Raw genomic sequence first — 24,099 nt, forward strand, 5'->3', positions numbered from 1 at the left:
GACCTGCCACACCAATCCTAGACTTCGGGTTCGCGCCCGGCTGGCCGTCCAGCCGGGTTTCCAGACGAACGCGGAGTGCTACATGAACGCATCGCCGGCGCGCCTTCGAGCCGCCGATCTCTTTTCCCCCACCGTCGCGGCGCTGATCTCGGTGCTGGTCAACTACGGCGGCACTTTCGTGCTGGTGTTCCAGGCCGCCGAACTGGCCCGGCTCACGCCGGCCCAGACCGCGTCCTGGGTGTGGGCGGTGTCGGTCGGCGTGGGCGTCACCGGCGCGCTCCTGAGCTGGCGCTACAAGGCGCCCATCATCACCGCGTGGTCCACGCCCGGCGTGGCGTTCCTGGCCACCGTGATGCCGTTCACGCCCTACGGCGAAGTCATCGGCGCGTATGTGATCTCGGCGCTGGGCTTCATCGCGCTGGGCCTGTCCGGCGCGTTCGACCGGCTGGTCCGCATGATTCCGGGCGGCATCGCCGCCGGGCTGCTGGCCGGCATACTGCTGCAGTTCGGCGTCAACGCCTTCGGCGGCGCCAGCGCCGACCCGCTGCTGGTGATCGTGCTGGTGATTTCCTATGCGCTGCTCAAGCGCTTCACCTCGCGCTTCGCGGTGGTGGGCATACTGCTGATCGGCGTGGGCCTGCTGATCGCCCAGGGCCGCATCGATTTTTCGGCGATCCATCTCAGCCTGGCCGCGCCGGTCTTCGAAATGCCGCGGTTTTCGCTGCAGGCCCTGCTCGGCGTGGCGCTGCCCTTGTTCATCATCACGCTGACCGGGCAATACATGCCGGGCATGCTGGTGCTGCGCCACGACGGCTACCAGACCAGCGCCAATCCCATCGTGACGGTGACCGGCCTGGGCTCGCTGCTGATGGCGCCGTTCGGCGCGCACGCCTTCAACGTGGCGGCCATTACCGCCGCGATCTGCACCGGCCGCGACGCGCATCCCGATCCGGCCAAGCGCTACGTGGCCGGCCTGGCCTGCGGGCTGTTCTACATCCTGGTCGGCACTTTCGGCGTCACCCTGGCCACGCTGTTCATGGTGCTGCCCAAGGCCTTCATCACGACGCTGGCCGGCCTGGCGCTGCTGGGCGCGATCGGCGGCAGCCTGGCCAACGCCATGGCCGACGCCCGCACCCGCGAAACCGCGCTCATCACCTTTCTGGCCACCGCCGCCAACGTCACGCTGCTGGGCGTGGGCGGCGCGTTCTGGGGCCTGGTGGCCGGCCTGACCGCCCACCTGCTGATCCACGGCGGCCAGCCCCGGCTGGCCGGCAGCCCCGCCAAACCCTGAAACCATCGACACGCGAACCGACATGACCGATCTTTCCATTTCCGAAGGGATGGCGCCGGCCGGCGTCAGCGCCCTGCCCCTGCAACAGGCCGATCCCGAACTGTGGCGCGCCGTCGACGCCGAACGGCTGCGCCAGCGGCGCTCCATCGAGCTGATCGCCTCCGAGAACTTCGTCAGCCGCGCGGTGCTGGAGATCCAGGGCTCGGTGCTGACCAACAAATACGCCGAGGGCTATCCGGGCCGCCGCTACTACGGCGGCTGCGTCAACGTGGACGTGGCCGAACGCCTGGCGATCGAGCGGGCGCAGCGCCTATTCGGCGCCCGCCACGCCAACGTTCAGCCACATTCCGGCAGCCAGGCCAATCAGGCGGTCTATCTGGCGCTGCTCGCGCCCGGCGACAAGATTCTGGGCCTGGACCTCAAGGCCGGTGGACACCTGACGCACGGCGCCCAGGTCAATCTTTCCGGACGCTGGTTCCAGGCCGTGAGCTATGGCGTGGACCCGCACAGCCAGCGGGTGGACATGGACGAGGTCGCGCGCATCGCGCGCCGCGAACGGCCGCGGCTGATCGTCGCCGGCGGGTCGGCCTACGCGCGCACCTATGACTTCGCCCGGTTCCGCGCCATCGCCGACGAAGTGGGCGCGTTCTTCATGGCCGACATGGCGCATTTCGCCGGCCTGGTCGCCGGCGGCGTCTACCCCACGCCCGTGCCCCATGCGCACGTCACCACGACCACCACGCACAAGACGCTGCGCGGCCCGCGCGGCGGCATGATCCTGAGCAACGACGACGAGATCGCCAGAAAGATCGACTCGGCCGTCTTCCCCGGCCTGCAGGGCGGCCCGCTCATGCACGTCGTGGCGGCCAAGGCGGTGGCGTTGGGCGAGGCGCTGCAACCGTCGTTTCGCGCCTACGTGCGCGCCGTGGTCGAGAACGCGCAGGCGCTGTGCGCGCGGCTGTCGCAGGGCGGCCTTTCCATCGTGTCCGGCGGCACCGACTGCCACCTCGGCGTGGTGGACCTGCGTCCGTGGGGGCTGGCGGGCAACGTCGCGGAACAGGCGCTGGAGCGGGTCGGCATCACGCTGAACAAGAACGCCGTGCCGCACGATACGGCGCGGCCGGCCGTGACCTCCGGCATACGCGTGGGCAGCGCGGCCTGCACCTCGCGCGGCATGGGGCCGGACGCGTTCCAGGAGATCGGCGACATGATGCTGGCCCTGTTGGGCGCGCTGCGCGCCGGCGCCGTGGACCGCCGCGGCGAAGACGCGATCCGCGAAGGCGTGGCCGCGCTGGTCGAGCGCTATCCGCTGCCCTATTGAGGCCGCGGCTGGCGCGCGCGCCGGGGCCGGCTGCCCAGCGCGTTGGCCAGGCGCAGCATCGCGGCCTCGATCTCGTAGGTGGTCAGCGAGGCGTAGCCCAGCAGCCAGCCCTGCCTGCGTTCGGGTCCGGCGTACAGCCGGCTCAACCCGGGCAGCCGCAGGCCGACGGCGGCGGCCTGGCGGATGGTTTCCTCTTCGGACCAGCCGCGCGCGAGCAGACAGGGCAGCTGCAGCCCGCCCGCCGGACGCGCGGGCGTGGCGATGCCGTCCAGGTGCCGGCCGATGGCGTCGAGCAAGGCCTGGCGGCGTCCGGCATAGAGCTTGCGCATCGCGCGCACGTGCGAGTTGTAGTGCCCGTCTTCCATGAAGCGCGCCAGCGTCAGCTGCAGGATCTGCGGCGTATGGCCGTCCATGATGCTGCGCGCGTGGGTGAAGGCGTCCACCAGTTCCGGCGGCAGCGCCATGTATCCCAGCCTCAGCCCGGGATACAGCGTCTTGGCGAAGGTGCCCAGATAGAGCGTGCGCTGATGGCGGTCCAGGCCCTGCACGCAGGCGGTCGGCGGGCCGTCGTAGTGGAATTCGCTGTCGTAGTCGTCCTCGATGATCCACTTGCCGCCGGCCGCCGCCCAGTCGATCAGTTCCAGCCTGCGCGCCAACGACAGCGTGGCGCCCGTGGGGTACTGGTGCGACGGGGTCACGTATACGCAGTTCGCGCCGCTGCGGTCGGCGCGCAGGAGGTCCGTGCGGATGCCGTGCGCGTCCACGGCTATGGGCGCGATCCAGGCCTGCGCCGCCTCGAACGCCTTTCTGGCCCCAAAGTAGCCGGGGTTCTCCATCAGGATGGGCTTGCCGGCGTCGGCCAGCAGCTGCGCGCACAGGTACAGGGCCTGCCGCGTGCTGCTGAGCACCAGGATCTGCCCGGCGGAGACCTTGGCCCCGCGCTCCAGGTTCAGGTAGGCGGCGATGGCCTTGCGCAGCGGCTCGGCGCCCTGCGGGTCGCCATGCAGCAGCATGCTGGCGCGGTAATCCCTGGACGCCTGCCGCTGCAGGCGCTCCCAGATTTCGAGCGGGAAATTGCGGGTTTCGGGCAGGCCGGTGGCGAAGGCCTTGATCGATTGCTGGTCGGCCACGCCGCCGCTGTCCAGTATCGCGCGGCCGCGCCGGCTCAAGCCCGCGCCGGGCTCGGCCGCTCGGCCCGCGGCGTCCGGCCTGGCGCGCCGGGGCGCCGCCCCGCGCAGCGGGATCGCCACCGAGTCCGACACATAGCTGCCCGATCCCTCGCGCCGCACGATGTAGCCGTCGCGGTGCAATTGCACGTAGGCGTTTTCGACGGTGTCGCGGGACACGCCCAGCGACCTGGCCAGCACGCGGGTCGCCGGCAGCTTCACGCCCGGCGCCAGCGCGGTGTCCAGGATCAGCGCGCGCAGCGCGCGCTGGATGCGCTGGTTCAGGTCCAGGCGCAGCAGGTCCGCGTCGTTCAGGCGTATTTTCAGCGTGTCGAGTTCGAACGTCTTGGCCATGCGGTCTGCTCGGGGCTATGGAACCGGGCCGGCCATTCTATCCTTGGCGCCCGCAAGGCGGGCGCTTCAGAATCCGTCCAGCCACAAGCCGAACGCCAGGCCGGCGCAATGCGCCAGCGCCGCGCCGTGCGTGGCGGCGTCGGCCCGGATGGCCGCCGGATCGACGCCGCGCATGCTCAGTTCGCAGGCATGGCCGATCAGCCATTGCTCGATGCGGCCGGCGTCGGCTTCGAGATGGAATTGCAGGCCGAGTATGTGCGGCCCGAGCGCGAAAGCCTGATTGGGAAACCCCGGCGTCTCGGCGAGCCGGCGGGCGCCGGACGGAATGGCGAACTGGTCGCCGTGCCAGTGCAGCACCGGCACGGACTGGATCTCGCGCAGCGGCGTATCCAGGCCGTCGGCGGTGAGCGTCAGCGGCGCATAGCCGATTTCCGCGCGGCCGGTGGGCGCGACCTCGGCGCCCAGCGCTGCCGCCATGAGCTGCGCGCCCAGGCAGATGCCCAGGGTCGGCCTGTCCTGCCGCAGGCGCTGGCCGATGGCGCGCAATTCGTCCTGCAGGAAGGGATAGCGGCCGGTCTCGTAGACGCCGATGGGACCGCCCAGGATCACGGCCAGGTCGGCCGCGGCCAGCGCGTCGGGGTCTATCGCGTCCACGCCCGCCTCCAGGTATTGCACCGCATAGCCGCGGTCTTGCAGGAGCGGGGCGAGGATGCCCAGGTCTTCGAACGGAACGTGGCGGACGACCAGCGCGTTGCGGTTCATGGCGGCTCTCCGAAAAGACGGCGCTCAGGCCGCGGCGTCCGGGCCGGATTCGGCCGGCCAGTAGTAGGAATCGGGCGTGTTGCGGGCGCCGAAGATGGCTTGCCCGACGCGGACCACGGTGGCTCCTTCCTCGATGGCGATTTCGTAGTCGCCCGACATGCCCATGGACAGCTCGTCCAGGCCCACGCCCTGCGGGCATTCCTGGCGCAGCCGGTCGCGCAGCGTGCGAAGCAGCACGAAGCATTGCCGCACCCGCGCCGCCTCGGCCGAGAACAGCGCCAGCGTCATCAGCCCGCGCACGCGCAGCGACGGAAACGACGGCATCTGGCGCAGAAAGGCCGCCGTCTCGTCGGGCTGCAGGCCGTATTTGCTGGCTTCGCCCGAGGTGTTGACCTGGACAAACACGTCCAGCGAGCGGCCTTCGCCCTGCAGCCGACGGTCCAGCGCCTCGGCCACCCTGAGGCTGTCGAGCGCCTGGAATTCCGCGGCGTAGCGCGCCACCAGCTTGGCCTTGTTGGTTTGCAAATGGCCGATGACAGACCATTTCAGGTCGGTCAGATCGGCCATGGCTTCCCACTTGCGCGAGACTTCCTGCAGCTTGTTTTCGCCGAGACATCGACAACCCGCGGCATAGGCCAGCCGGATGCGGGCCTCGTCCACGGTCTTGCTTACGGGCAGCAGGCGCACGCCGGCGGGATCGCGCCCGGCGCGTTCGCATGCGGCGTCGATGCGCGCATGCACCGCCGCCAGGTTGCGGCGGAAATCCTCGACCGTTTCGGCTTGCGGCCAGCGGCCGTGCTGGTCGTGCTGCGTCTGGGTATCGCTGCCCAGATCCTGGGTATCCTGGTTCATGACTGCCTCGTGCAGGGATGTGGCGCGCGGCGCGCGCGGAACTGCGCGCGCCAGAAAATATGTCATAGGTCAAATACTAGCATGGCCTAACTGCTTCGGCGCACGCCCCGCGCAGGGGCCGCCAGCCACTCGCGCGGGGACGCGCCCATGCGCTGCCGGAACGCCTTGGACAGCGACGAGGCGCTGGCGTAGCCCAGCTCGGCCGCGACCTGCTTCACCGGCCTGCCGCCTCGCATCATCGAAGCCGCGAGGCTCAGGCGCCAGTCGGCCAGATAGGCGGCCGGCGTGGCGCCGGTGGCCGCCTTGAAGGCCGCCGCGAAGGCGCTGCGCGACATGCCGGCGATCTCCGCCATCTTCGCCAGCGGCCATTCGTCGCAGGGAGAACGATGCACCGCCACCAGCGCCCGGGCCAGGCGCGGATCGGCCAGGCCCATCATCAGCCCGCTGTTCACGCCGGCCCGGGCCGGATGGTCCAGTATCCACCTGAGCAGCTGGATCAGCACCACCTCGAACAGGCGGTCGGCCAGCAGCCGCGAACCGCAGCGGACGTGGTCGGCTTCGGCGAACAACAGGTCCAGCGCCGGACGCAGGCCCTCGACCTCGTCCAGCGGCACCCGGATCAGCGGCGGCAGCGACTGCACCAGCGGATGGCGTTCGCCGCCGTCGAAATCGAGCGCGGCGCAGGTGAAGTCCGACCCGTCCACCGGCGGATTCACGAATTCGTGGCGCAGCGCGCGCGGATAGAACAGCAGCGTGGGTTCGTCCAGCCGCAGCCGCGGCGCGAGGCCGCCGCCGGGCCGGTGCCGCAGCTCCATCTCGCCGCGGCGCAGGACGTGCAGGAATCCGCGGCCCGGCACCGCCTCGAACGTCTGGGCGCCGCACAGCGCGCCGGTGTGGAACAGCGTGGCGCGCACGCGGAAACGGTCCAGCAGGGCCGAGAGCCGGTCTACCTGGGAAATGGCGGGATTACGCATAGTTTGGACGTTCGGACATTTTTTATGGACATTACAGCACCATACGTCCAGAAATTCTACGTACGATTTGCCTGTCCGCCCCATCGGGATGGCATTTCTTCCACACCAGGAGTCACATCATGTCCAGAGTTCCCCTGATCGACGCCAACGCCACCACCGCCGACCGCCAGGCGCTGCTGGCCCAGATCCACGGCGCTTTCGGCGCCACGCCCAATATGTTCCGCGCGGTGGCCAATTCGCCGGCGGCGCTGCAAAGCATGTGGGGCGCGTTCGGCGCCCTCGGCGCGGGCGTCATCCCGGCCAGGCTGGGCGAGCAGATCGCCGTGGCCGTGGCCGACCGCAATGCTTGCGAGTATTGCCTTGCGGCCCACACCGCCCTGGGCCGCAAGGCCGGCGCCAGCGCCGAGGAAATGTCCGCCGCCCAGGACGGCCGCTCCGCCGATCCCAAGACCGCGGCGGCGCTGCGCTTTGCGCTGCAACTGGTGGAGGCGCGCGGCCAGGTGGGCGAGGCCGACGTGCAGGCCGTGCGCGCGGCCGGCTTCAACGACCAGGAGATCGTCGAGATCCTGGCCCACGTGGCGCTGAACCTGTTCACCAACTACGTCAACGTGGCGTTCGCCGTGCCGGTGGATTTCCCGGCGGTGAAGCTGCGTCGGGCCGCGTAGGGCCTAGCCCAGCCCCAGGCTTGCGCGGATATCGCGGGCCAGGTCCCGGCACTGGCCGGATTCCATGCCGCTGACGGTGACCCGCAGGCCGCTGACCGCTCCCAGGACGCCGAACGCATCGCCATGGCGCACCAGCCAGCCGCGATGCGCCAGGGCCAGGGCGACGGCCTTGTCGTCGACCTCCAGCGGAATCCAGAGGTTGAGGCCGTCGCCCTGCTCCGCACAGGGCACGCCCTCCGCGCGCAGCGCGTCTTCCAGCATGCGCCTGCGCCGGGCGTAGTCCTCGCGGGCCTGCGCCATCTGCGCGGCGACTTCAGGCCGGCCCAGCGTGACTTCGATCATGTCCTGCAGCAAGTGGCTGACCCAGCTGGTGCCGGAGGCCAGCCGCATGCGCAGCCGGCGCGAGGTCGCTGGATCGCTCGCCACCATGGCCACGCGCACGTCCGGGCCCAGCGCCTTGGTCAGCGACCGCACCAGCGCCCAGCGCTGCGCGCCGGCCGGCAGCACCGAGTGGTATTCCTTGTCGGACAGCAGCGCGTAGTGGTCGTCCACGATCACCATGACCTGCGGATATCTCGCCAGCACGCGCGCCAGCGCCCGCGCGCGCCGTTCGCTCAGGCTGCAGCCGGTGGGATTGTGTGCGCGCGGGGTCAGGATCACGGCGCGCGCGCCGCGCTCCAGCGCCGCTTCCAGGGCCTGGACCTGCATGCCTTGCGCATCGACCGGCACGCCGATCGCGCGCAGCCCGGCGATGCGCAGCATGTTGATGCTGCTGAGAAAACAGGGGTGCTCGACCGCGACCTTGTCGCCGGCGACCAGGTGCGAAGCCAGCAGCCGTTCGACGGCGTCCACCGCGCCGTGGGTCAGGTCGATCTCGAACGGCGCGGGACAGTCCGGCTCGAACCAGGCCCGCGCATAGGCTTGCAGCCCTGCGTTGACGGTGGGTTCGCCGTAAAGACGGTGCTTGTACGGCCGGATGGCGAGCGCGGCGGTAAGGTCCGGCAGCCAGGCCGGATCGGGATTGCCGCTGGCGAGATCCACCAGCGGCGTGTCGGGCTGGGCGCCTTCCTGTTCGCCCGGACCGGAAGCATCGCGGATGACGGTGCCCAGGCGGCCCTGCGTGACGGCGATGCCGGCGCCCGCGAGCCGCTTGTAGGCCGCGGCCACGGTATTGCGGTTGATGTCCAGTTCGGCCGCCAGATCGCGCACCGGCGGCAGGGCCTGGCCCGGCCGCAACTGCCCCGACTGAAGCAGGGCCCGCACGCAGTCGAAGATTTCCGCGGCGGTCTTTCCTTGGATTTTCATATTGCCCCAGGACAATGCGGCCCCTGATGGCGACAGCCTTGAGTCCACATCGAGTCAATACGCAAGTTTGACACGATTGCCCTGGCGAAGAAAGCCGGCCCGCGAGGGGCCGGCCGGAGCGTCAGCGGATCTCCGGATAGCCCCGCGCCGCGGCCGCGCGCGCCATGTCGGCCAGCGCCGCATAGCGCCCGGGTTCGGCCCGCACGAAGCGCGCCACGCGCGCGTTGCGCAGCAGGGGCGCGCATGCCGGATCATGGTGCAGGGCCAGCAGCGCGTCCGACAGCCGGCCGGCGATGGCCGCGTCCACGTCGGGGCCGGCCACCAGCAGCGGGTTCGGCGTCCAGGCGGTGAAAGCCAGCGTGCGCAGTCCGGCCAGGGCATCCGGGTCATGTTCGCGCAGCAGGTCCAGATACCAGCCGTCCACCGCCGTCAGGTCGATTTCGCGCTCCGCCAGCGCGCGCAGCAGGCCGCGCGGATTGCCATAAGGCCCCTTGGACTCGGCGAACAGCGCGCCGCCGGCCGCGGCGGCAAGCTCGGCCAGGGCCGCGCGCGGGGCGTTCCAGCCCGATTGCGAATCGCGCACCATCCAGCCGTAGCGGCTGCCGGCGGCGTCGGCCAGCGACTGCCAGGGGCTGTCCGCCCGCACCAGGAACTCGCTGCGGTAGCGCGGCTGGCCGGCATAGGCGGGCCAGTCCGGCACCACCGAGGCCACCGCCTTGAAGGCGCGCCCCGCCTCCAGCGCCGCCGCATAAGGCCATCCGCACATGAACGCGCCGCACAGGCCGGGACGTTCCCACAGCTCGCCGATAGGATCGGGCCAGGCGTGTTCGATGCAGCGGACGTCCAGGCCGGCGCGCGCGTGCGCGGCCGCCAGCAAGGCGCGCCAGGCCGCTTTCATGGCCGGCGCCACGTCGTACATGCGCGTCGAGGCGATGAGTTCCATGCGGCGCGTCCTAGGCGAACTTCAGCGTCTGGCCCAGGCCCATCCTGCGCGCCTTCTCAAGCATGGCGTGGCCCAGCGCGATATCGGTGGTGGACAGGCCGCGATGCCAGAACAATATGGTTTCGTCGTCGCTTTCGCGGCCGGGCCTGAGCCCCGCCACGATCTGGCCGAGTTCGGCGTGCAGGTTCTCTTCGGTCACGCGGTCGCTGTCCACGTGCGCGCGCAGCGCGCCATAAGGCAGGCCCTTGCGGCACTGGCCCCAGTCGTCGACCACGACTTTGCTCATGATGTCGGTCAGGCTCAGCTCCACCGCGCTCATGGTCCCGTAGGGCATGACCAGGGCGCCCGGCTTGATCCATTCCGTCTTCAGCAGCGGCGTGGGCTGCGGCAGGCGCGAGGCCTCCACCACGATGTCGGCGCCGCGCACGCAGGATTCCCAATCGTCGACCACCCGCACCGGCTTGCCCAGGTCGCGCGACAGGCGCTCGCCGAAGGCCTGCCGGCTCTCGGGACGCCGCGAATGCACGCGGATCTCGTCGAAATCGTAGAGGCTGTCGAGCAGGCGTACGTTCCAGTAGGACGTGCCGCGCGCGCCGATGTGGCCCAGCACCTTGCTCTGCCTACGCGCCAGGTGCTTGGCGCCCAGCGCGGTCACGGCGCCGGTCCGCATGTCGGTGATGGCGGTGGCGTCGACCACCGCTAGCGGCTTGCCGTTGACCGGGTCGAACAGGTTCAGCAAGGCCATTTCGGACGGCAGGCCGACCTTGTAGTTGTCGACGAAATCGCTCACCACCTTCACGCCCGCGACGTGCAGCGGCTCGATATAGCCGCGCAGCACGTTGAAATGCCCCTTGTCCGAGGATTCCGGCACCAGGTGCACGCGCGGCTCGATGACGGTCTTGCCGCGGCCCTGCGCGTCCAGCGCGCTTTCGACGGCGGCCAGGATCTCGGCGTCGGTGAGCGCCAGCGCGCGCACGTCGGGACCGTTCAGGTAAGTGATGTCTATGGACTGCATGGTGTCTCCCCGGTCATTGAATCGGTTGGATGCCGGCCCGCTTGACGATGGCCGCCCACTTATCGGTTTCCTGGCGGATCGTGCGCGCGAAGTCGGCGCGGCTGGAGCCGGCCGGCGCCACGCCCAGGCCGGCGAATTTCTGCTTCACGCTTTCCTGTTGCAGGACGGCGGCGATGTCGGCCTGCAACTGGTCCAGGATGGCCGCGGGCACCTTAGCCGGGGCCACGATGCCGTACCACGAGGTCACGTCGAAGCCCGGGTAGCCGCTCTCGGCCACCGTGGGCACGTCCTTGAGCTGCGGCAGTCGTTCGGGTCCGGCCACGGCCAGCGCGCGCAGCTTGCCGGCCTGGATCTGCGGCAGCACGGTGGAGATGCCGGCGAACATCATGTCCACGTTGCCCGCCACCACGTCGTTGACCGCCGCGGCCATGGCGTTGTACGGAATGTGCCGCGTGACGATGCCGGCCGACTGGTTGAGCAATTCGCCGGCCAGGTGCGCGCCGCTGCCCGCGCCGGGCGAGGAGTAGTTCAGCTTGTCGGGGTTGCGCCGCGCGTATTCCACCAGCTCCTTGAAGGTTCTGGCGGGCACGCGCTCGTTGACCACCAGCACGTTGGGCGAGGTGGCCAGCATCGTCACCGGCGCGAAGTCGCGCGCGGTGTCGAAGGGCAGCCGGGTGTAGAGCAGCGGGTTCACGGTCAGGTTGCCGGTGGGCGCCAGCCCCAGGGTGTAGCCGTCCGGATTGGCGCGCGCGACGTAATCCATGCCGATGTTGCCCGAGGCGCCCACCTTGTTCTCGATGATGACCGGCACGCCCCATTTGGCGTTGAGTTCCTGGCCCACGATGCGCGGCAGCGCATCGGCCACGCCGCCCGCCCCGAAAGGCACGACGATGGTGACCGGCCGGGCGGGGTACTTCTCCTGTGCCGCCGCCGGCGCGGCCAGCATGCCGGCCGCGAGCGCGCCGCCCAGGCACATCGCAAGATACGTGTTCACGGGAATTCCCCTGTACGGATGAAGTCGAATTAGTCCTTGAGCATCGGCAGGTCCAGGCCCACCGAGCGGGCGCATTCGATGGCGGCCTCGTAGCCCGCGTCGGCGTGACGCATGACGCCGGTGCCCGGATCGTTGCGCAGCACGCGCGCCAGGCGCCGGTCGGCTTCGGCCGTGCCGTCGCACACGATCACCACGCCCGCATGCTGCGAGAACCCCATGCCCACGCCGCCGCCGTGGTGCAGCGACACCCAGGTCGCGCCCCCGGCCGTATTGAGCAGCGCATTGAGCAGCGGCCAGTCGGACACCGCGTCCGAGCCGTCGCGCATCGCCTCGGTCTCGCGGTTGGGACTGGCCACCGAGCCTGAATCCAGGTGGTCGCGGCCGATCACGATGGGCGCGCTCAGCTCGCCCGTGCGCACCATCTCGTTGAAAGCCAGCGCCAGCCGCGCGCGGTCGCGCACGCCCACCCAGCAGATGCGCGCCGGCAGCCCCTGGAACGCGATGCGCTCGCGCGCCATGTCCAGCCAGTTGTGCAGATGCGGGTCGTCGGGGATCAGCTCCTTGACCTTGGCGTCGGTCTTGTAGATGTCTTCCGGATCGCCCGACAGCGCGGCCCAGCGGAACGGCCCGATGCCTTCGCAGAACAGCGGCCGGATGTACGCGGGCACGAAACCGGGGAAGTCGAAGGCGTTCTCCACGCCCTCTTCCAGTGCGACCTGGCGGATGTTGTTGCCGTAGTCCAGCGTGGCCGCGCCGCGCTGCTTCAGCTCCAGCATGGCGCGCACGTGCGCGGCCATGGACTTGCGCGCGGCGGCCACCACCGCCGCCGGATCGTTGGCGCGCCCGTCGCGCCACTGCTGCATGGTCCAGCCCTGCGGCAGATAGCCGTTCAAGGGATCGTGGGCCGAGGTCTGGTCGGTCAGGCAATCGGGCGTGATGCCACGGCGCACCATTTCCTGGACCACGTCGGCCGCGTTGCCCAGCAGACCCACCGATACGGCGCGGCCTTCGGCCCTGGCCTGGCGCAGCAGCTCCAGCGCCTGGTCCAGCGAGGTCGCCTTCACGTCGATATAGCGGGTGCGCAGGCGGAAGTCGATGCGCGATTCGTCGCACTCCACCGCGATCATGCTGAATCCCGCCATGGTCGCGGCCAGCGGCTGCGCGCCGCCCATGCCGCCCAGCCCCGCCGTCAGTATCCAGCGCCCCTGCGGCCGGCCGTCGAAATGCTGGTTGGCCACCGCGTAGAAGGTCTCGTACGTGCCCTGCACGATGCCTTGCGAACCGATGTAGATCCAGCTGCCGGCCGTCATCTGGCCGTACATCATGAGCCCCTTGCGGTCGAGCTCATGGAAGTGGTCCCAGGTGGCCCAGTGCGGCACCAGGTTGGAATTCGCCAGCAGCACCCGCGGCGCGTCGGCATGGGTCTTGAACACGCCCACCGGCTTGCCCGACTGGATCAACAGGGTTTCGTCGGCCTCCAGCCGGCGCAAGACCTCCAGGATCTTGTCGAAAGACGCCCAGTCGCGCGCGGCGCGGCCGATGCCGCCGTACACCACCAGGTCCTGCGGATGCTCGGCGACTTCCGCGTCCAGGTTGTTCTGGATCATGCGGTAGGCGGCTTCGATCAGCCAGTTCTTGCAGCTCAGCGTGGCGCCGCGCGGCGCGCGGATCTTGCGCGAGGCGTCGTGGCGGGCGGACGTTTCGGTACTCATGGCGGGCCTCCGTCGTTCGTTCGGGAGCGGCTGACAGCCCGCTCCCGGCAGTCGATTTAACTCGTATATACAAGTATATTCAACTACATTCTGGTCGGAACGATATACCCGGGGAAGACCCTTATGCCAAAAGTTGGGGGAGAAGACCGCGCGGGCGCGCAGCGCGATACGGCCCGCGGGGAATTGCGGAAATGCGGAGTCAGTCCGCCGCCACGGCGGCGCCGCCCAGCAGCCGGTCCACGATCGCCAGGATCTGCTCGGCGGCGTCGCCGATGTGCTGCTCCAGCATGGCCTCGGCCTTGTCGGCCTGGCCGGCGCGGCACAGGGCGATGAGTTCCATGTGTTCGCGATGCGCCTGCTGCCGGATCGGGACGTTCACGACCTGGAAACGGAAATAGCGCTCGGACTTCTCGTGCAGCGCCCGCACCATGCCCAGCGCCGCCGGCCGCTGCGCGGCCCGGTACAGGCTTTCGTGCAGCTCCCAGTTCAGCGCGCCCCAGCGCCCGGGATCGGTCGAATCCATCTCGCGCACCAATTGCTCGGCGCGCTGCAGATCGGCCTCGGAAATGTTCGGGATGGCCTCGCGGATGATCCAGGGCTCCAGGCGCTTGCGTATGTCGAAGAATTCCTGGACTTCCGCCTTGGAAAGCATCGACACGAAAGCGCCCTTGTGCGCGATCGTGTCGACCAGGCCTTCGGCGCTCAGCAGGCGCAGCGCCTCGCGCACGGGAATGCGGCTCACGCCCAGCTCTTCGGCCAGCAATTCCTGCCGCAATGCCGAGCCCGGCGCAAACTCGCCGGACAGGATGCGGCCGCGCATCGCGTCCAGCACCAGTTCGGTGGTGGTCTTCCTGACGATTCGGGTGGGAGGGCTGGGCTGCATAGATGAGAAGGTCCGCGATACGCTAGGGAAACCCCGGGGAGACACGAAGCACCGGCTTCGCGTAACGTGATTATATTGGATCCATGATCCGCTGACCGCGGCGATCGCGCGTCAAGCGAGCATGAAACAAAGGCACGGCTATCCGCGCCATTTTTTTCTCCGGCTAAATTGGATCCAATATAAAGTACTCTTTATCCGAATATTTACCCGCAGGCCCGCGACTGCCACAAGGAAGATCATGACGATTCAATGGAAAGGCGTTTTCCCCGCCGTCACTACCAAGTTCAAGCCCGACTACACGCTGGACGAAGATGCGCTGCGCGCGGGCCTGGAGCGTCTGATCGCCAATGGCGTCAGCGGCGTGGTGATGATGGGCATGGTCGGCGAGAACGCCCAGCTGTCTCCCGAAGAAAAGCTGACGGTATTGCGCATCGCCAAGGAGACCGTGAACGGACGCGTGCCCATCGTTTCCGGGGTGGCCGAAACGAGTACGCAAAAGGCGGTCGCCTTCGCGCAACAGGCGGAACGGCTGGGCGTGGACGGCCTGATGCTGTTTCCCGGCCTGACCTATAAATCCGACGTCCGCGAAACCATCGAATTCAACAAGGCCGTGGCGCGCGCCTCCAGGCTCGAGATCCTGCTCTACAACAACCCGCGCGGCTACGGCGTGGATCTCACGCCGGACACGGTGGAGCAGCTGCTGGCCGAACCCACCATCGTCGCGATCAAAGAGGAGTCCTACGACACCACCCGCGTCACGGATCTGATCGCGCGCTTCGGCGACCGCCTGAACGTGGTGTGCGGCGTGGACGACCTGATCCTGGAAAGCGCCGCGCTGGGCGTCACCGCCTGGGTGTCCGGCATGGCCAACGCCCTGCCCCGGGAATCGGTCGATCTGCTGGACTTGGCCATCGCGGGCAAGCTGCCGCAGGCCCGCGCCCTGTATCGCGTCCTGACTCCGCTATTCCATCTGGACACGGTGGTGAAGCTCGTGCAGCACATCAAGCTGGCCGAGAACATCATCACGGGCTCGGCCGAAACCGTGAAGCCGCCGCGCCTGGGCCTGGTGGGCGAGGAGCGCGAGCGCACCATCGCCATCGTCCGCAAGACCCTGGCCGACCTGGAAACGCTGCGCCGCTAAGCCTGCCGCAATACAACCTGCGGCCCGACGGCGGGCCGCGCTATCGCACTCGGAACGGCACCCCGGTACGGTCGACACTTTTGGTGCCTTGTGCGGATGAACTTTCCACCATGAACTTCTTACCTAGAATCGTATTGGGCGCCCTGGCATGTCTCACCGCAAGCGTGGCCGCCGCCGCTTCCTACCCCAGCAAGCAGATCGAGCTCGTGGTCGCCTACCAGCCGGGCGGAGGCAGCGACAACACCGCCCGCGCCGTGGCCGACGAAGCCCGCAATCATTTCCCGCAGACCGTCTTCGTGATGAACAAGCCGGGCGCCAGCGGGTCCATAGGCTGGTCCTACGTACTGTCGGGCAAGCCGGATGGCTATAAGGTCCTGCTGATGAATCCCGAGATGCTGTTCGTGCCATTGATGGGCATCGGCAAGGCCACCATCGACGACTTCCAGCCCGTGGCCCGCTTCACGGACGATCCCTCCTCCATCACCGTGCGCGCGGACGCGCCATGGAACACGATCGAAGAGTTCATCGCCTATGCCAAGGCGAATCCCGAAGCCGTCACGATCAGCAATGCCGGCAACGGAACGATTCCCCACCTGGCCGCGGCGGCGCTGGCCGACAGCACCGGCGCCACGTTCACCCACGTCCCCTATCAAGGCTCATCGCCCGCCATCATGGGATTGATGGCCGGCGACGTGAAGGCGACGACAGTGGCCTACGCCGAACTCAGGCAGCACGTGGAAACCGGCAAGCTGAAAACGCTTGCCGTCATGTCCGCGCAACGCCTGCCCGCGATCCCGCAGGTTCCGACATTCAAGGAGCGCGGACACGATCTGCAATTCAGCGTCTGGCGCGGCATCGGCCTGCCCAAGGGCGCACCCGAAGAAGCGCTGGCGGCGTGGCGGGAAGTCGCGCGCAAGGTCTACGAAACGCCGGCATTCCAGAAATCGCTGGTCTCGCAGAACCTGACGCTGGCCTGGGCGGACACGCCCGAGTTCACCGCGGATATCGCCCGGCAGAACGAGGCGTTCAAGACGCTGATGAAAAAGCTCAATCTCAAGCCGTAGGCGGGGTCTTGCGGGCGGACCGGCAACCCAGCTTTGCAATGCAAATAAAAACCATTATCATGCGTGGCTTGCTTATTTGCCGCCATGCCACCACGTCCTCCCCGCTCGCAAGGCTTTCTGGCCTATTACGAAGAACTGCTTGCGGTCTGGACCCGGAAGCTGGGTTGCCGTGACGCCGCGCGGGATCTTGCGCACGAAGCGCTGGTGAAATGCCTGGAAACCGACGCCGCGCGCGTGGCCCAGCCTCGCGCCTATCTGCATCAGGCGGCCCGCAACGCGGCCGTCGATCAGTTCCGCAAGACCGACGGGCAGGAGTGGGTGGCGCTTGATACCATAGCCGCCCATCCCAGCTCCCTGGGCGATCCCCTGGCCCAGGTCCGCACCGAGCAGTTGAGCCAGGCGCTGGAAGCCGCGCTGGCCGAACTGCCGCTCAAATGCCGCCAGGTCTTCGTCTGGCAGCGCCTCGAAGGCATGACCCAGGCCGAGATCGCGCAGCGCATGGGGCTGAGCAAGAATATGGTCGAAAAATACATGATCCGCACCGCACTGCATCTGCGGGAACGGCTTGGAGCCTATGCCCCGAACTGACTGTTCGCCTCTTGCGGCCTCCGAGGCCCCCGCCGATCCGGTCCGCGCCCAGGCGGCGCGCTGGTTCGCGCGCGCCCGCTCCGGCACATGGACCGACGCCGCGCAGGCCGAGCTCGACGCCTGGCTCGCGCGGGACCCGCGCCATGCCTCGGAGTACCGGATGCTGGAGGAGATCTGGCTGGCGGCCGGCAGCATTCCCGCGGACCGCCTGCGCGAACTGGCGGAACCGCCGCCGCGCCCTGCCAGCCGTGTGCGCAGGCAGGCGCTGGGCTTGGGGCTGTGCGCGCTGGCGGCCGGCGTCGCGGTGGCGATCTGGCGCCCCGGCGACGGCATGGCCGAATACCGCACTGCGGCCGGCGAGCGCCGCAGCGTCACGCTGCCCGACGGGTCCATCGTCGAACTCAACAGCCGCAGCCGCCTTCAGGTCGGTTTCGACGACGCCCGCCGCCGCGTCGTGCTGCAAGCGGGCCAGGCCCTGTTCACGGTGCGGGAAGACATGGCCCGCCCTTTCATCGTCGACGCCGGATTCGGCAGCGCCCGGGTGACCGGCACGCGCTTCGACGTGCGCCGCGATACGGACCGGATGCAGGTGGTGGTCGAATCGGGTTCGGTGGAAGTGGCCGGCGCGCAGGACGCTGCCGCCGTGGCGGTCGCGGCCGGAAATTCGGTGCTGGTGGACGCCAGCGGCCACGCCGGCCGCGCGCGGCCTGTCGCCGTGGCGGCCGAGCTGGCCTGGCGCAACGGCCAGATCGTGTTCGCCGATGCCGACCTGCGCAGCGCCGTGCGCGAGGTGTCGCGCTACCGGGAGCAGCCCGTCGTGCTGGCGACCGGGCAGGGCCTGGAAGACCTGCGCCTGACCAGCGTGTTCCAGACCGCCGACACCGACGCCTTCCTGACCGCGCTGCCGCACATCCTGCCGGTCGCGGTGCGGCGCCTGCCTGATGGGCGGGCCGAGATCGTCGCGCGCTGACCCGCCGGCCGGCGCTGTTACAAAAAAAGCGGGCGGAGCATTCAGGTATTTTTTGCGTATTGCGTCTTCTTCCTGATTGGCGGGCGGGCATGGTGCCCGCGGGCATGATTCGGGAGCACAGGAAGTGGATCGCAAGAAATGGGGAAAGCACGCGGGAATGCGCGCGTGCCTGGGCGCGGCGCTGGTCGCCGCGGCATTCGTGGCGGGATCGCCGGGCGCACGGGCGCAATCGGCGCCGGTCGCGATAGACATGCCGGCGCAGCCGCTGGACCAGGCGCTGCGCAACCTGGCCCAGGCCCATGGCCTGCAGATCTTCTACGCGCCGCAAACCGTGGCCGGCATGCAGGCGCCGGCCGTCGCGGGCGCCATGACGCCGCAGCAGGCGCTCCTGGCCTTGCTGGACGGCAAGGCGCTGCAGGTCCGCCAGGAAGGTGCCGTGACCATCATCGAGCCGCAAGGCGCCGGCCAGACCCAGGTCATGGCCCCGATCGAAGTGGCCGGCTCGCGCACCGCCAGCAATCTGGTGAACCCGGTGCAGCAGACCATCGTGCTGGAGCGCGACGCCCTGCAGGAATTGCGCACGGGCTCGGGCACCCTCGCCACGATTCTTTCCAAGACGGTGCCGGGCATGGCCGATTCCAGCCGCACCATCACCGACTACGGCCAGACGCTGCGCGGGCGCGGCGTGCTGGTGCTGGTGGACGGCATTCCGCTCAACACCAACCGCGATTCGTCGCGCAACCTGGCCAACATCGACCCGGCCACCATCGAGCGGGTCGAAGTGCTGCGCGGCAGCAGCTCGATCTACGGCGCAGGCGCCACGGGCGGCATCGTCTCGATCACCACGCGGCCGGCCGGCGGCGAGCCGGTGGCCGAGACCACCATCACCGCCGTCAGTCCGCTGACGCGGCTGCGGGCCGACGGCCTGGGCGGGCAGCTCCAGCAGCATTTCGCGGGCAGCAAGGGCATGGTGGACTATGCGCTGGACCTGGGCGCGCGCCACAACGGCGCGTCCTATGACGCGCATGGCCGGCGCATCGCGCCCGAGCCCAGCCAGGGCGACCTGTTCGACTCCAATATCTACAGCCTGGGCGGCAAGCTGGGCCTGCGCATCGACGACAAGCAGCGCCTGCAGCTCTCTGCCAACTACTACAACGCCGACCAGGATTCCGACTACACCTCCGACCCTTCGGTCGGCCGGCTGCCTGCCGGGTCGGCGCGCGCCCTGCCCATGAGCGGCCTGCAGCTGGCGGACCAGAACCAGATCCGCAACACGCTGGTGAACCTGGAGTACCAGCACCTGGACCTGCTGGGCAGCAAGATGACGGCGCAGATGTACTACCGCGACTATTTCACGCGCTTCACGCCCTTCGATGCGCGCGCCGTCGTGACCCGCGGGAACAACATCGACCAGATCACCCAGAACACCAAGGTCTTCGGCAGCCGCCTCACGGTGGACACGCCGCTGGGCGAACAGTCCAGGCTGATGTGGGGCGCGGACTTCAACCACGAACGCAGCGACATGCCGCTCGACATCTTCGATCCAGCCGCCTATGACCGCAGCGGCGGGCGCGTGTTCAACAGGATGGGCGGGCTCACCTACATGCCCGAACTCACCACGCGCAGCACCGGCCTCTTCGCCCAGCTCGAACATCGCTTCAATGAGCAGTGGTCCGTGCAGGGCGGCGCGCGCTATGAGTACGCGTCGGCCCGCTTCGGCGACTTCGTGCCCCTGTCCCAGCTGCGCGTGCCCGCGCCCGCCACGGTGCAGGGCGGCACGGTCAACTACGACGCCTTCCTGTTCAATTTCGGCGTGGCCTACGCGCCGGTGCTCGGACAGGAGCTGTACGCGAACTTCAGCCAGGGCTTCCAGCTGCCCGACATCGGCGTCCAGATGCGCAACGCGCGCCCGGGCTTCGACATCGGCTCGTCCGACCTGCAGCCGGTCAAGACCAACAACTACGAGCTGGGCTGGCGCGGCGGAGTCGGCAACACCTCGGCCTCGCTGGCGCTGTTCTACACCACGTCCAAACTGGGCGACGTGCAGAGCTTCAACAACGGGCTGATCCTGACGCGCACGGAAGAACGCATCCACGGCATCGAGGGCACGGTCGACTACGCCACCGACGACGAAACATGGGCCACCGGCGGCACCTTCACGTGGATGAAAGGCCGCGAGCGTCCCGCCGGCCGCAGCTGGCAGGACATGACGGGCTACCGGATCCCGCCGCTCAAGCTCACCGCGTATCTGCAGTACCGCCCCAACGAACGCTGGAGCAACCGCATCCAGGCCAATTACTTCGGCGGCAAGGACTACCGCCTGAATGGCGTGGAGAGCTTCGGCCGGCGGGACGTGAGCAGCTATTTCACGGTGGATCTCATGAGCCGGTATCAGCCGAACCAGAACGACACATTCATTCTCGGCATCGAGAACCTGTTCAATCGCGACTACTACCCGCTCTACAGCCAGCTCATGCGCAGCAACACGAACACCAGCCGGCTTCCCGCCGCCGGGACCGTACTGACGCTGACTTACCAGCACAGGTGGTAAGCCCCCGCCGTGGACAGGCCGCACGCCTATTGGCCACAATAGCGCCATGCCTTCCACACCCCTGCCCCGCCCGGCCGTGACGCCGGACCGCGATCCGCCCTCCTGCATCGGCGTGCTGCTGGCCGCCGGCGCGGGCTCGCGCTACCGCCAGGCCGGCGGCGCCGGAAACAAGCTGCACGCCACGCTGGCCGACGGCATGCCGATAGCGGCGCACGCCGCCGCCAGGCTGTGCGCCGCGGTTGCGCGTGTCGTCGCTCTGGTCGCGCCGGACGATGCGTTCCTGACGCGGCGCCTCGCCGACCTGGGCTGCGTGGTCCTGCCGGCGCCGGCCGCGGGCGGCCCGGACGGCGGCATGGGTTCCACGCTGGCCGCGGCCATGCAGTGGCTGCTGGCGCATGGCGACGGCCATACGCATGCATTGGTGGCGCTGGGCGATATGCCGTGGGTGGCGCCCGAGACGCTGCGCGCCGTTGCCGCGCAGCCGTCAGCGCATGCCGTGGCGGCGCCGCTGGTGCAGGGGAGGCGCGGGCACCCGGTGCGGTTTGCGCGCGCGCTATGGCCCGAGCTGGCCGCGCTGCGCGCCGACGTGGGCGGACGCGAGATACTGCGCCGGCATGGGGTGCACGCCGTGCCGCTCGAAGACCCCGGCGCGCTGCGCGACGTGGACGTGCCGCAGGACCTGAACGCGGCGTGAGCCGCCCTCGCATTCAGCGCAGCGCCGAGAAGTACTGCGCCGGAGGCTGGCCCAGCGCCTTCTTGAACATCGTGATGAACGCCGTCACCGAGTCATAGCCCAGGTTGCCGGCCACGCGCTGTACGCTCGCGCCGGCGGCCAGCTGCCGCAGCGCGACGATCAGGTGCAGCTGCTGGCGCCAGCGCCCGAAGGTCAGCCCGGTCTCGCGCCGCACCAGGCGCGCCAGCGTGCGGTCGCTCATGGCCAGCCGGTCGCCCCATGCGGCCAGCGTGCTGCGGTCCGACGGGTCGGCGGCCAGCGCGTCCGCGATGCGCCGGATCTTCGGATGCGGCGAGATAGGCAGGTGCAGCTGCGCCAGGGGCGCGGCGCACAGTTGTTCGAGCAGCACAGAGACCAGCCGCGCGGTGGACCCGTCCTTGGAATAGCCCGGGCCCTGTTCGGACAGATACTTGATCATCTCCCGGACCAGCGGAGAAATCTCCACGGTGCAGCACTGGTCCGGCATCGGCGCGGCCTGCGGTTCGATGAAGAGGAAATAGATGCGCGCGTTGCCGGTAGCGCGATTGCTGTGCGGCATGCCGCCAGGGATCCACACCGCGTGGTGTGGCGGCACCATCCACAAGGCGCGCGGCACTTCGCAGGTCACCCCGCCGTGCAGCGCCATCACGAGCTGCCCCTTGCGGTGCGTGTGCACGGGCTGCTCGGCATCGCTCTGCTCGACCTCGACGCGCAGCGCGGTGGCCGGCCGGTCGCTGGCGTCCGGGTCGTACTGGAACAACGTCTGGTTCAAGGGCGCGCAGCTTGTCATGATTTAGAGATTCATTGTCATTGCTTCTGTATTACAGCACACGAAGCGCGCGTAGATTAGGGAATCCCCTAGGATTACCGAGAGACCCATGACCACTTTGACGCAACGGCGGGCAGGCACCTGCACCCTGCTGCTCGTCGGCATTCTTCTGATCGCCGCCAATCTCCGCGCGCCCATCACCGGCCTGCCGCCGCTGCTGGGCGCGATCCGCAGCGACCTGGCGCTGGGCACCACGGCCGCCGGCGCGCTCACCACGCTGCCCTTGCTGGCCTTCGCTCTGCTGTCGCCATTCAGCGCCTGGTTCGCGCGCGCCTGGGGCCTGGAGCGCGCGCTGTTCGGCGCCATGGCGGCAATCGCCGCCGGCATCGCGATCCGTTCCACGGGGTCGTACTGGTGCCTGTATCTGGGCACCTGGATCATCGGCATGGGCATCGCCGTGGGCAATGTGCTGCTGCCCAGCCTGGTGAAACGCGACTTCCCCCACAACGTCACCGCCGTCACCGGCGCCTACGCCCTGGCGATGGGCGTGGCGGCGACGCTGGGCTCGGCCGCCATGGCGCCGCTGGCGCAGGCCTGGGGCTGGCATGCCGCCCTGCTGGGCTTTCTGGTGCTGCCAGCGGCCGCACTGGCCGCATGGGCGCCGCAGCTGGGCAGCCAGACGCGGCCGGCGGCCGGCGCCGCGGCGGCCCCCAAGGGCGAGCCGGTCTGGCGCAGCGCGCTCGCCTGGCAGGTCACCGGTTTCCTGGGTCTGAACTCGACCATCTATTACGTGGCGATCGGCTGGCTGCCGACGATGCTCACCGACAGCGGCATGTCCGCGACCCGGGCCGGCTTTCTGCATGGGGTGCTGCAACTGGCGACCGCCGTGCCGGGCCTGCTGCTCGGTCCCATCGTGCGCCGCATGCAGGACCAGCGCGCAGCCGCGGCGACGGTGGCGCTGTGCTCGGCCATCGCCCTGGCCGGGCTGGCGTGGGCGCCGCAGCTGGCGCTGCTGTGGTCGATCCTGTTCGGCGTGGGGACTGGCGCGGGGATGATACTGGGCCTGGCCTTCATCGGCCTGCGCACGGCGAACGCGCACCAGGCCGCCGCGCTGTCCGGCATGGCGCAATGCATCGGCTATCTGCTGGCCGCCGCCGGCCCCATGGCCATGGGCGCGCTGCACGACGCGCTCGGCGGCTGGCGCGTGCCGCTGGCCTTGTGCACGGCGCTGGCGCTGCTGGCCGCGCTGATCGGCGCCCGCGCCGGACGCGCGCGGCGCATCGGCGCGGACGCACAAGAGATCTAGAGCAACTTTCCGGCGTCGCCGCGCCGGGCCGGCGTCACGAAAGCTTGGCTTTCAGCTCGGCATACTTGCGCAGCAGGCGCCGCTTGTTGAGCGTCTTGCTCCACGCATACAGCGGCAGCAGCTGCTTGGGCCCGAACCCGTCGACCAGGTACAGCCCCTCGCGCCCGTTGGCGTTGAAACCCACGACGATATTGCGCGCGCTGACGTCGTTGAAGATCACGTGCGCGTCGATCAGGTCCATGAAGAATATCCGCAGGCTGGCCTGCAGTTCGGGGCCGAACCCCTGCGCCGCCACCAACTGCTTGAGCGTGGGCGCGGACTCGCCGCGCGCATCGACGATGCGCTCCACCGCCAGGCCCAGCCCGTGCGACGTCAGCACCAGCCCGGCGATGCGCGCCATCAGCGTATTGCCCTGCCTGAGCCGCTGCTGCACGGTGGTGGCGATGTACTCGACCAGTTCGGTGATGAACACGCGATGCGCGTCTTCGCGGTGCAGCCGTTTGTGCCAGGGGCGCTTGCGGCCGGGCTCGTTGATGCGCGCGCGGTTGACGATCTTGATGAGCAGCGACTTGTCGCCAGGGTGCAGATAGACGTCGCGCTCGCTGCCGGACGCCACCAGCGTCACCTGCGTCAGGTCCAGCACCTCGAACGCCGGACAGGACCATGCGGGCGCGGGCACGGCCGGCAGCGCGGCCGGCGCCGGCATGAGCGCCGCCTGCAGATCCACGCGCGGCGTGGCCGGGGTTTCAAGCATGGCGGAT

The 24,099-nt window shown here is 69.2% G+C and carries 22 protein-coding genes; 10 read left to right on the top strand and 12 right to left on the bottom strand.

The window, feature by feature from the left end:
- Positions 1-82: 82 nt before the first annotated feature.
- Together A6B37_RS12490 and A6B37_RS12495 are read left to right on the top strand one after the other, a co-directional pair.
- The gene (locus A6B37_RS12490; protein WP_102774126.1) at positions 83-1,291 is read left to right on the top strand and encodes a benzoate/H(+) symporter BenE family transporter; all 1,209 of its coding nucleotides are present in this window, start codon (positions 83-85) and stop codon (positions 1,289-1,291) included.
- 22 nt (positions 1,292-1,313) lie between these two features.
- Positions 1,314-2,612 (top strand): serine hydroxymethyltransferase, encoded by a 1,299-nt coding sequence (locus tag A6B37_RS12495; RefSeq protein WP_168202187.1) that lies wholly within the window; start codon positions 1,314-1,316, stop codon positions 2,610-2,612.
- Here A6B37_RS12495 and A6B37_RS12500 read toward each other — a convergent pair.
- The 4 genes from A6B37_RS12500 to A6B37_RS12515 form a co-directional block, all read right to left on the bottom strand.
- Positions 2,606-4,132 (bottom strand): PLP-dependent aminotransferase family protein, encoded by a 1,527-nt coding sequence (locus A6B37_RS12500; RefSeq protein WP_111825911.1) that lies wholly within the window; start codon positions 4,130-4,132, stop codon positions 2,606-2,608. The genes A6B37_RS12495 and A6B37_RS12500 overlap by 7 nt on opposite strands.
- Before the next feature lie 66 nt (positions 4,133-4,198).
- Positions 4,199-4,894: a glutamine amidotransferase gene (locus tag A6B37_RS12505; protein WP_111825912.1), complete on the bottom strand. Its 696-nt coding sequence runs from the start codon at positions 4,892-4,894 to the stop codon at positions 4,199-4,201.
- A 24-nt stretch (positions 4,895-4,918) separates the two neighbouring features.
- Positions 4,919-5,746, bottom strand: coding sequence for a YggS family pyridoxal phosphate-dependent enzyme (locus A6B37_RS12510; RefSeq protein ID WP_111826334.1), 828 nt, complete (start codon positions 5,744-5,746; stop codon positions 4,919-4,921).
- A gap of 86 nt (positions 5,747-5,832) precedes the next feature.
- The gene (locus tag A6B37_RS12515) at positions 5,833-6,720 is read right to left on the bottom strand and encodes an AraC family transcriptional regulator (protein WP_111825913.1); all 888 of its coding nucleotides are present in this window, start codon (positions 6,718-6,720) and stop codon (positions 5,833-5,835) included.
- 119 nt (positions 6,721-6,839) lie between these two features.
- Here A6B37_RS12515 and A6B37_RS12520 point away from each other — a divergent pair, with 119 nt between their 5' ends.
- The gene (locus A6B37_RS12520) at positions 6,840-7,385 is read left to right on the top strand and encodes a carboxymuconolactone decarboxylase family protein (RefSeq protein WP_111825914.1); all 546 of its coding nucleotides are present in this window, start codon (positions 6,840-6,842) and stop codon (positions 7,383-7,385) included.
- Positions 7,386-7,388: 3 nt separating this feature from the next.
- Here the strand turns inward: A6B37_RS12520 and ptsJ are convergent, their stop codons facing one another.
- From ptsJ to A6B37_RS12550, 6 genes are all read right to left on the bottom strand, one after another.
- Entirely contained in the window at positions 7,389-8,690 is a 1,302-nt protein-coding gene (gene ptsJ, locus A6B37_RS12525; protein WP_111825915.1) for a transcriptional regulator PtsJ, read from the bottom strand.
- A 121-nt stretch (positions 8,691-8,811) separates the two neighbouring features.
- Positions 8,812-9,633 (bottom strand): PhnD/SsuA/transferrin family substrate-binding protein, encoded by an 822-nt coding sequence (locus A6B37_RS12530; protein ID WP_111825916.1) that lies wholly within the window; start codon positions 9,631-9,633, stop codon positions 8,812-8,814.
- 10 nt (positions 9,634-9,643) lie between these two features.
- Positions 9,644-10,648, bottom strand: a complete 1,005-nt coding sequence (locus A6B37_RS12535; protein ID WP_102773490.1) for an ornithine cyclodeaminase family protein — start codon at positions 10,646-10,648, stop codon at positions 9,644-9,646.
- Between the two features lie 13 nt (positions 10,649-10,661).
- Complete coding sequence (locus A6B37_RS12540) at positions 10,662-11,642, bottom strand: tripartite tricarboxylate transporter substrate binding protein (protein ID WP_246842461.1); 981 nt, start codon at positions 11,640-11,642, stop codon at positions 10,662-10,664.
- A gap of 29 nt (positions 11,643-11,671) precedes the next feature.
- Entirely contained in the window at positions 11,672-13,354 is a 1,683-nt protein-coding gene (gene hutU / locus A6B37_RS12545) for a urocanate hydratase (protein ID WP_102773489.1), read from the bottom strand.
- A 199-nt stretch (positions 13,355-13,553) separates the two neighbouring features.
- On the bottom strand, positions 13,554-14,237 hold the full coding sequence (locus A6B37_RS12550; RefSeq protein ID WP_111825917.1) for a GntR family transcriptional regulator: 684 nt from the start codon (positions 14,235-14,237) through the stop codon (positions 13,554-13,556).
- Between the two features lie 238 nt (positions 14,238-14,475).
- On the opposite strand from A6B37_RS12550, the gene A6B37_RS12555 reads away from it, so the two are divergent.
- The 6 genes from A6B37_RS12555 to A6B37_RS12580 all read left to right on the top strand — a co-directional run bounded on the left by A6B37_RS12555 (position 14,476) and on the right by A6B37_RS12580 (position 21,245).
- Positions 14,476-15,378, top strand: coding sequence for a dihydrodipicolinate synthase family protein (locus tag A6B37_RS12555; protein ID WP_111825918.1), 903 nt, complete (start codon positions 14,476-14,478; stop codon positions 15,376-15,378).
- A 110-nt stretch (positions 15,379-15,488) separates the two neighbouring features.
- Positions 15,489-16,442: a tripartite tricarboxylate transporter substrate binding protein gene (locus A6B37_RS12560; protein ID WP_111825919.1), complete on the top strand. Its 954-nt coding sequence runs from the start codon at positions 15,489-15,491 to the stop codon at positions 16,440-16,442.
- Positions 16,443-16,526: 84 nt separating this feature from the next.
- Entirely contained in the window at positions 16,527-17,030 is a 504-nt protein-coding gene (locus tag A6B37_RS12565; protein ID WP_102773485.1) for a sigma-70 family RNA polymerase sigma factor, read from the top strand.
- Entirely contained in the window at positions 17,017-18,000 is a 984-nt protein-coding gene (locus A6B37_RS12570) for a FecR domain-containing protein (protein ID WP_111825920.1), read from the top strand. Before A6B37_RS12565 ends, A6B37_RS12570 begins: the two co-directional genes overlap by 14 nt.
- 157 nt (positions 18,001-18,157) lie before the next feature.
- Positions 18,158-20,551, top strand: coding sequence for a TonB-dependent receptor (locus A6B37_RS12575; RefSeq protein WP_111825921.1), 2,394 nt, complete (start codon positions 18,158-18,160; stop codon positions 20,549-20,551).
- Positions 20,552-20,597: 46 nt separating this feature from the next.
- Positions 20,598-21,245, top strand: a complete 648-nt coding sequence (locus A6B37_RS12580) for a nucleotidyltransferase family protein (protein ID WP_111825922.1) — start codon at positions 20,598-20,600, stop codon at positions 21,243-21,245.
- Positions 21,246-21,258: 13 nt separating this feature from the next.
- Here the strand turns inward: A6B37_RS12580 and A6B37_RS12585 are convergent, their stop codons facing one another.
- Positions 21,259-22,035, bottom strand: coding sequence for a helix-turn-helix transcriptional regulator (locus tag A6B37_RS12585; protein WP_246842462.1), 777 nt, complete (start codon positions 22,033-22,035; stop codon positions 21,259-21,261).
- A 106-nt stretch (positions 22,036-22,141) separates the two neighbouring features.
- Between A6B37_RS12585 and A6B37_RS12590 the strand changes: the two genes are divergently transcribed.
- Positions 22,142-23,338: an MFS transporter gene (locus A6B37_RS12590; RefSeq protein WP_111825924.1), complete on the top strand. Its 1,197-nt coding sequence runs from the start codon at positions 22,142-22,144 to the stop codon at positions 23,336-23,338.
- Between the two features lie 34 nt (positions 23,339-23,372).
- Here the strand turns inward: A6B37_RS12590 and A6B37_RS12595 are convergent, their stop codons facing one another.
- A complete protein-coding gene (locus tag A6B37_RS12595; protein WP_246842463.1) occupies positions 23,373-24,092 on the bottom strand; it encodes a YrbL family protein in 720 nt (239 codons plus the stop codon).
- Positions 24,093-24,099 lie beyond the last annotated feature (7 nt).

Source organism: Achromobacter sp. HZ01 (assembly GCF_003267925.1).
GTDB classification, from domain to species: Bacteria; Pseudomonadota; Gammaproteobacteria; order Burkholderiales; family Burkholderiaceae_B; genus Achromobacter; species Achromobacter pulmonis_A.

Excerpts from the sequence above, each read along its gene's own strand:
- A6B37_RS12595 (WP_246842463.1), bottom strand. The coding sequence starts at position 24,092 with ATGCTTGAAACCCCGGCCACGCCGCGCGTGGATCTGCAGGCGGCGCTC.
- A6B37_RS12515 (WP_111825913.1), bottom strand. The coding sequence starts at position 6,720 with ATGCGTAATCCCGCCATTTCCCAGGTAGACCGGCTCTCGGCCCTGCTG.
- A6B37_RS12495 (WP_168202187.1), top strand. The coding sequence starts at position 1,314 with ATGACCGATCTTTCCATTTCCGAAGGGATGGCGCCGGCCGGCGTCAGC.
- A6B37_RS12570 (WP_111825920.1), top strand. The coding sequence starts at position 17,017 with ATGCCCCGAACTGACTGTTCGCCTCTTGCGGCCTCCGAGGCCCCCGCC.
- A6B37_RS12550 (WP_111825917.1), bottom strand. The coding sequence starts at position 14,237 with ATGCAGCCCAGCCCTCCCACCCGAATCGTCAGGAAGACCACCACCGAA.
- A6B37_RS12510 (WP_111826334.1), bottom strand. The coding sequence starts at position 5,746 with ATGAACCAGGATACCCAGGATCTGGGCAGCGATACCCAGACGCAGCAC.
- A6B37_RS12500 (WP_111825911.1), bottom strand. The coding sequence starts at position 4,132 with ATGGCCAAGACGTTCGAACTCGACACGCTGAAAATACGCCTGAACGAC.
- A6B37_RS12520 (WP_111825914.1), top strand. The coding sequence starts at position 6,840 with ATGTCCAGAGTTCCCCTGATCGACGCCAACGCCACCACCGCCGACCGC.
- A6B37_RS12535 (WP_102773490.1), bottom strand. The coding sequence starts at position 10,648 with ATGCAGTCCATAGACATCACTTACCTGAACGGTCCCGACGTGCGCGCG.
- A6B37_RS12565 (WP_102773485.1), top strand. The coding sequence starts at position 16,527 with ATGCCACCACGTCCTCCCCGCTCGCAAGGCTTTCTGGCCTATTACGAA.
- A6B37_RS12575 (WP_111825921.1), top strand. The coding sequence starts at position 18,158 with ATGCGCGCGTGCCTGGGCGCGGCGCTGGTCGCCGCGGCATTCGTGGCG.
- ptsJ (WP_111825915.1), bottom strand. The coding sequence starts at position 8,690 with ATGAAAATCCAAGGAAAGACCGCCGCGGAAATCTTCGACTGCGTGCGG.
- A6B37_RS12555 (WP_111825918.1), top strand. The coding sequence starts at position 14,476 with ATGACGATTCAATGGAAAGGCGTTTTCCCCGCCGTCACTACCAAGTTC.
- A6B37_RS12580 (WP_111825922.1), top strand. The coding sequence starts at position 20,598 with ATGCCTTCCACACCCCTGCCCCGCCCGGCCGTGACGCCGGACCGCGAT.
- A6B37_RS12530 (WP_111825916.1), bottom strand. The coding sequence starts at position 9,633 with ATGGAACTCATCGCCTCGACGCGCATGTACGACGTGGCGCCGGCCATG.
- A6B37_RS12560 (WP_111825919.1), top strand. The coding sequence starts at position 15,489 with ATGAACTTCTTACCTAGAATCGTATTGGGCGCCCTGGCATGTCTCACC.
- A6B37_RS12490 (WP_102774126.1), top strand. The coding sequence starts at position 83 with ATGAACGCATCGCCGGCGCGCCTTCGAGCCGCCGATCTCTTTTCCCCC.
- A6B37_RS12590 (WP_111825924.1), top strand. The coding sequence starts at position 22,142 with ATGACCACTTTGACGCAACGGCGGGCAGGCACCTGCACCCTGCTGCTC.
- hutU (WP_102773489.1), bottom strand. The coding sequence starts at position 13,354 with ATGAGTACCGAAACGTCCGCCCGCCACGACGCCTCGCGCAAGATCCGC.
- A6B37_RS12505 (WP_111825912.1), bottom strand. The coding sequence starts at position 4,894 with ATGAACCGCAACGCGCTGGTCGTCCGCCACGTTCCGTTCGAAGACCTG.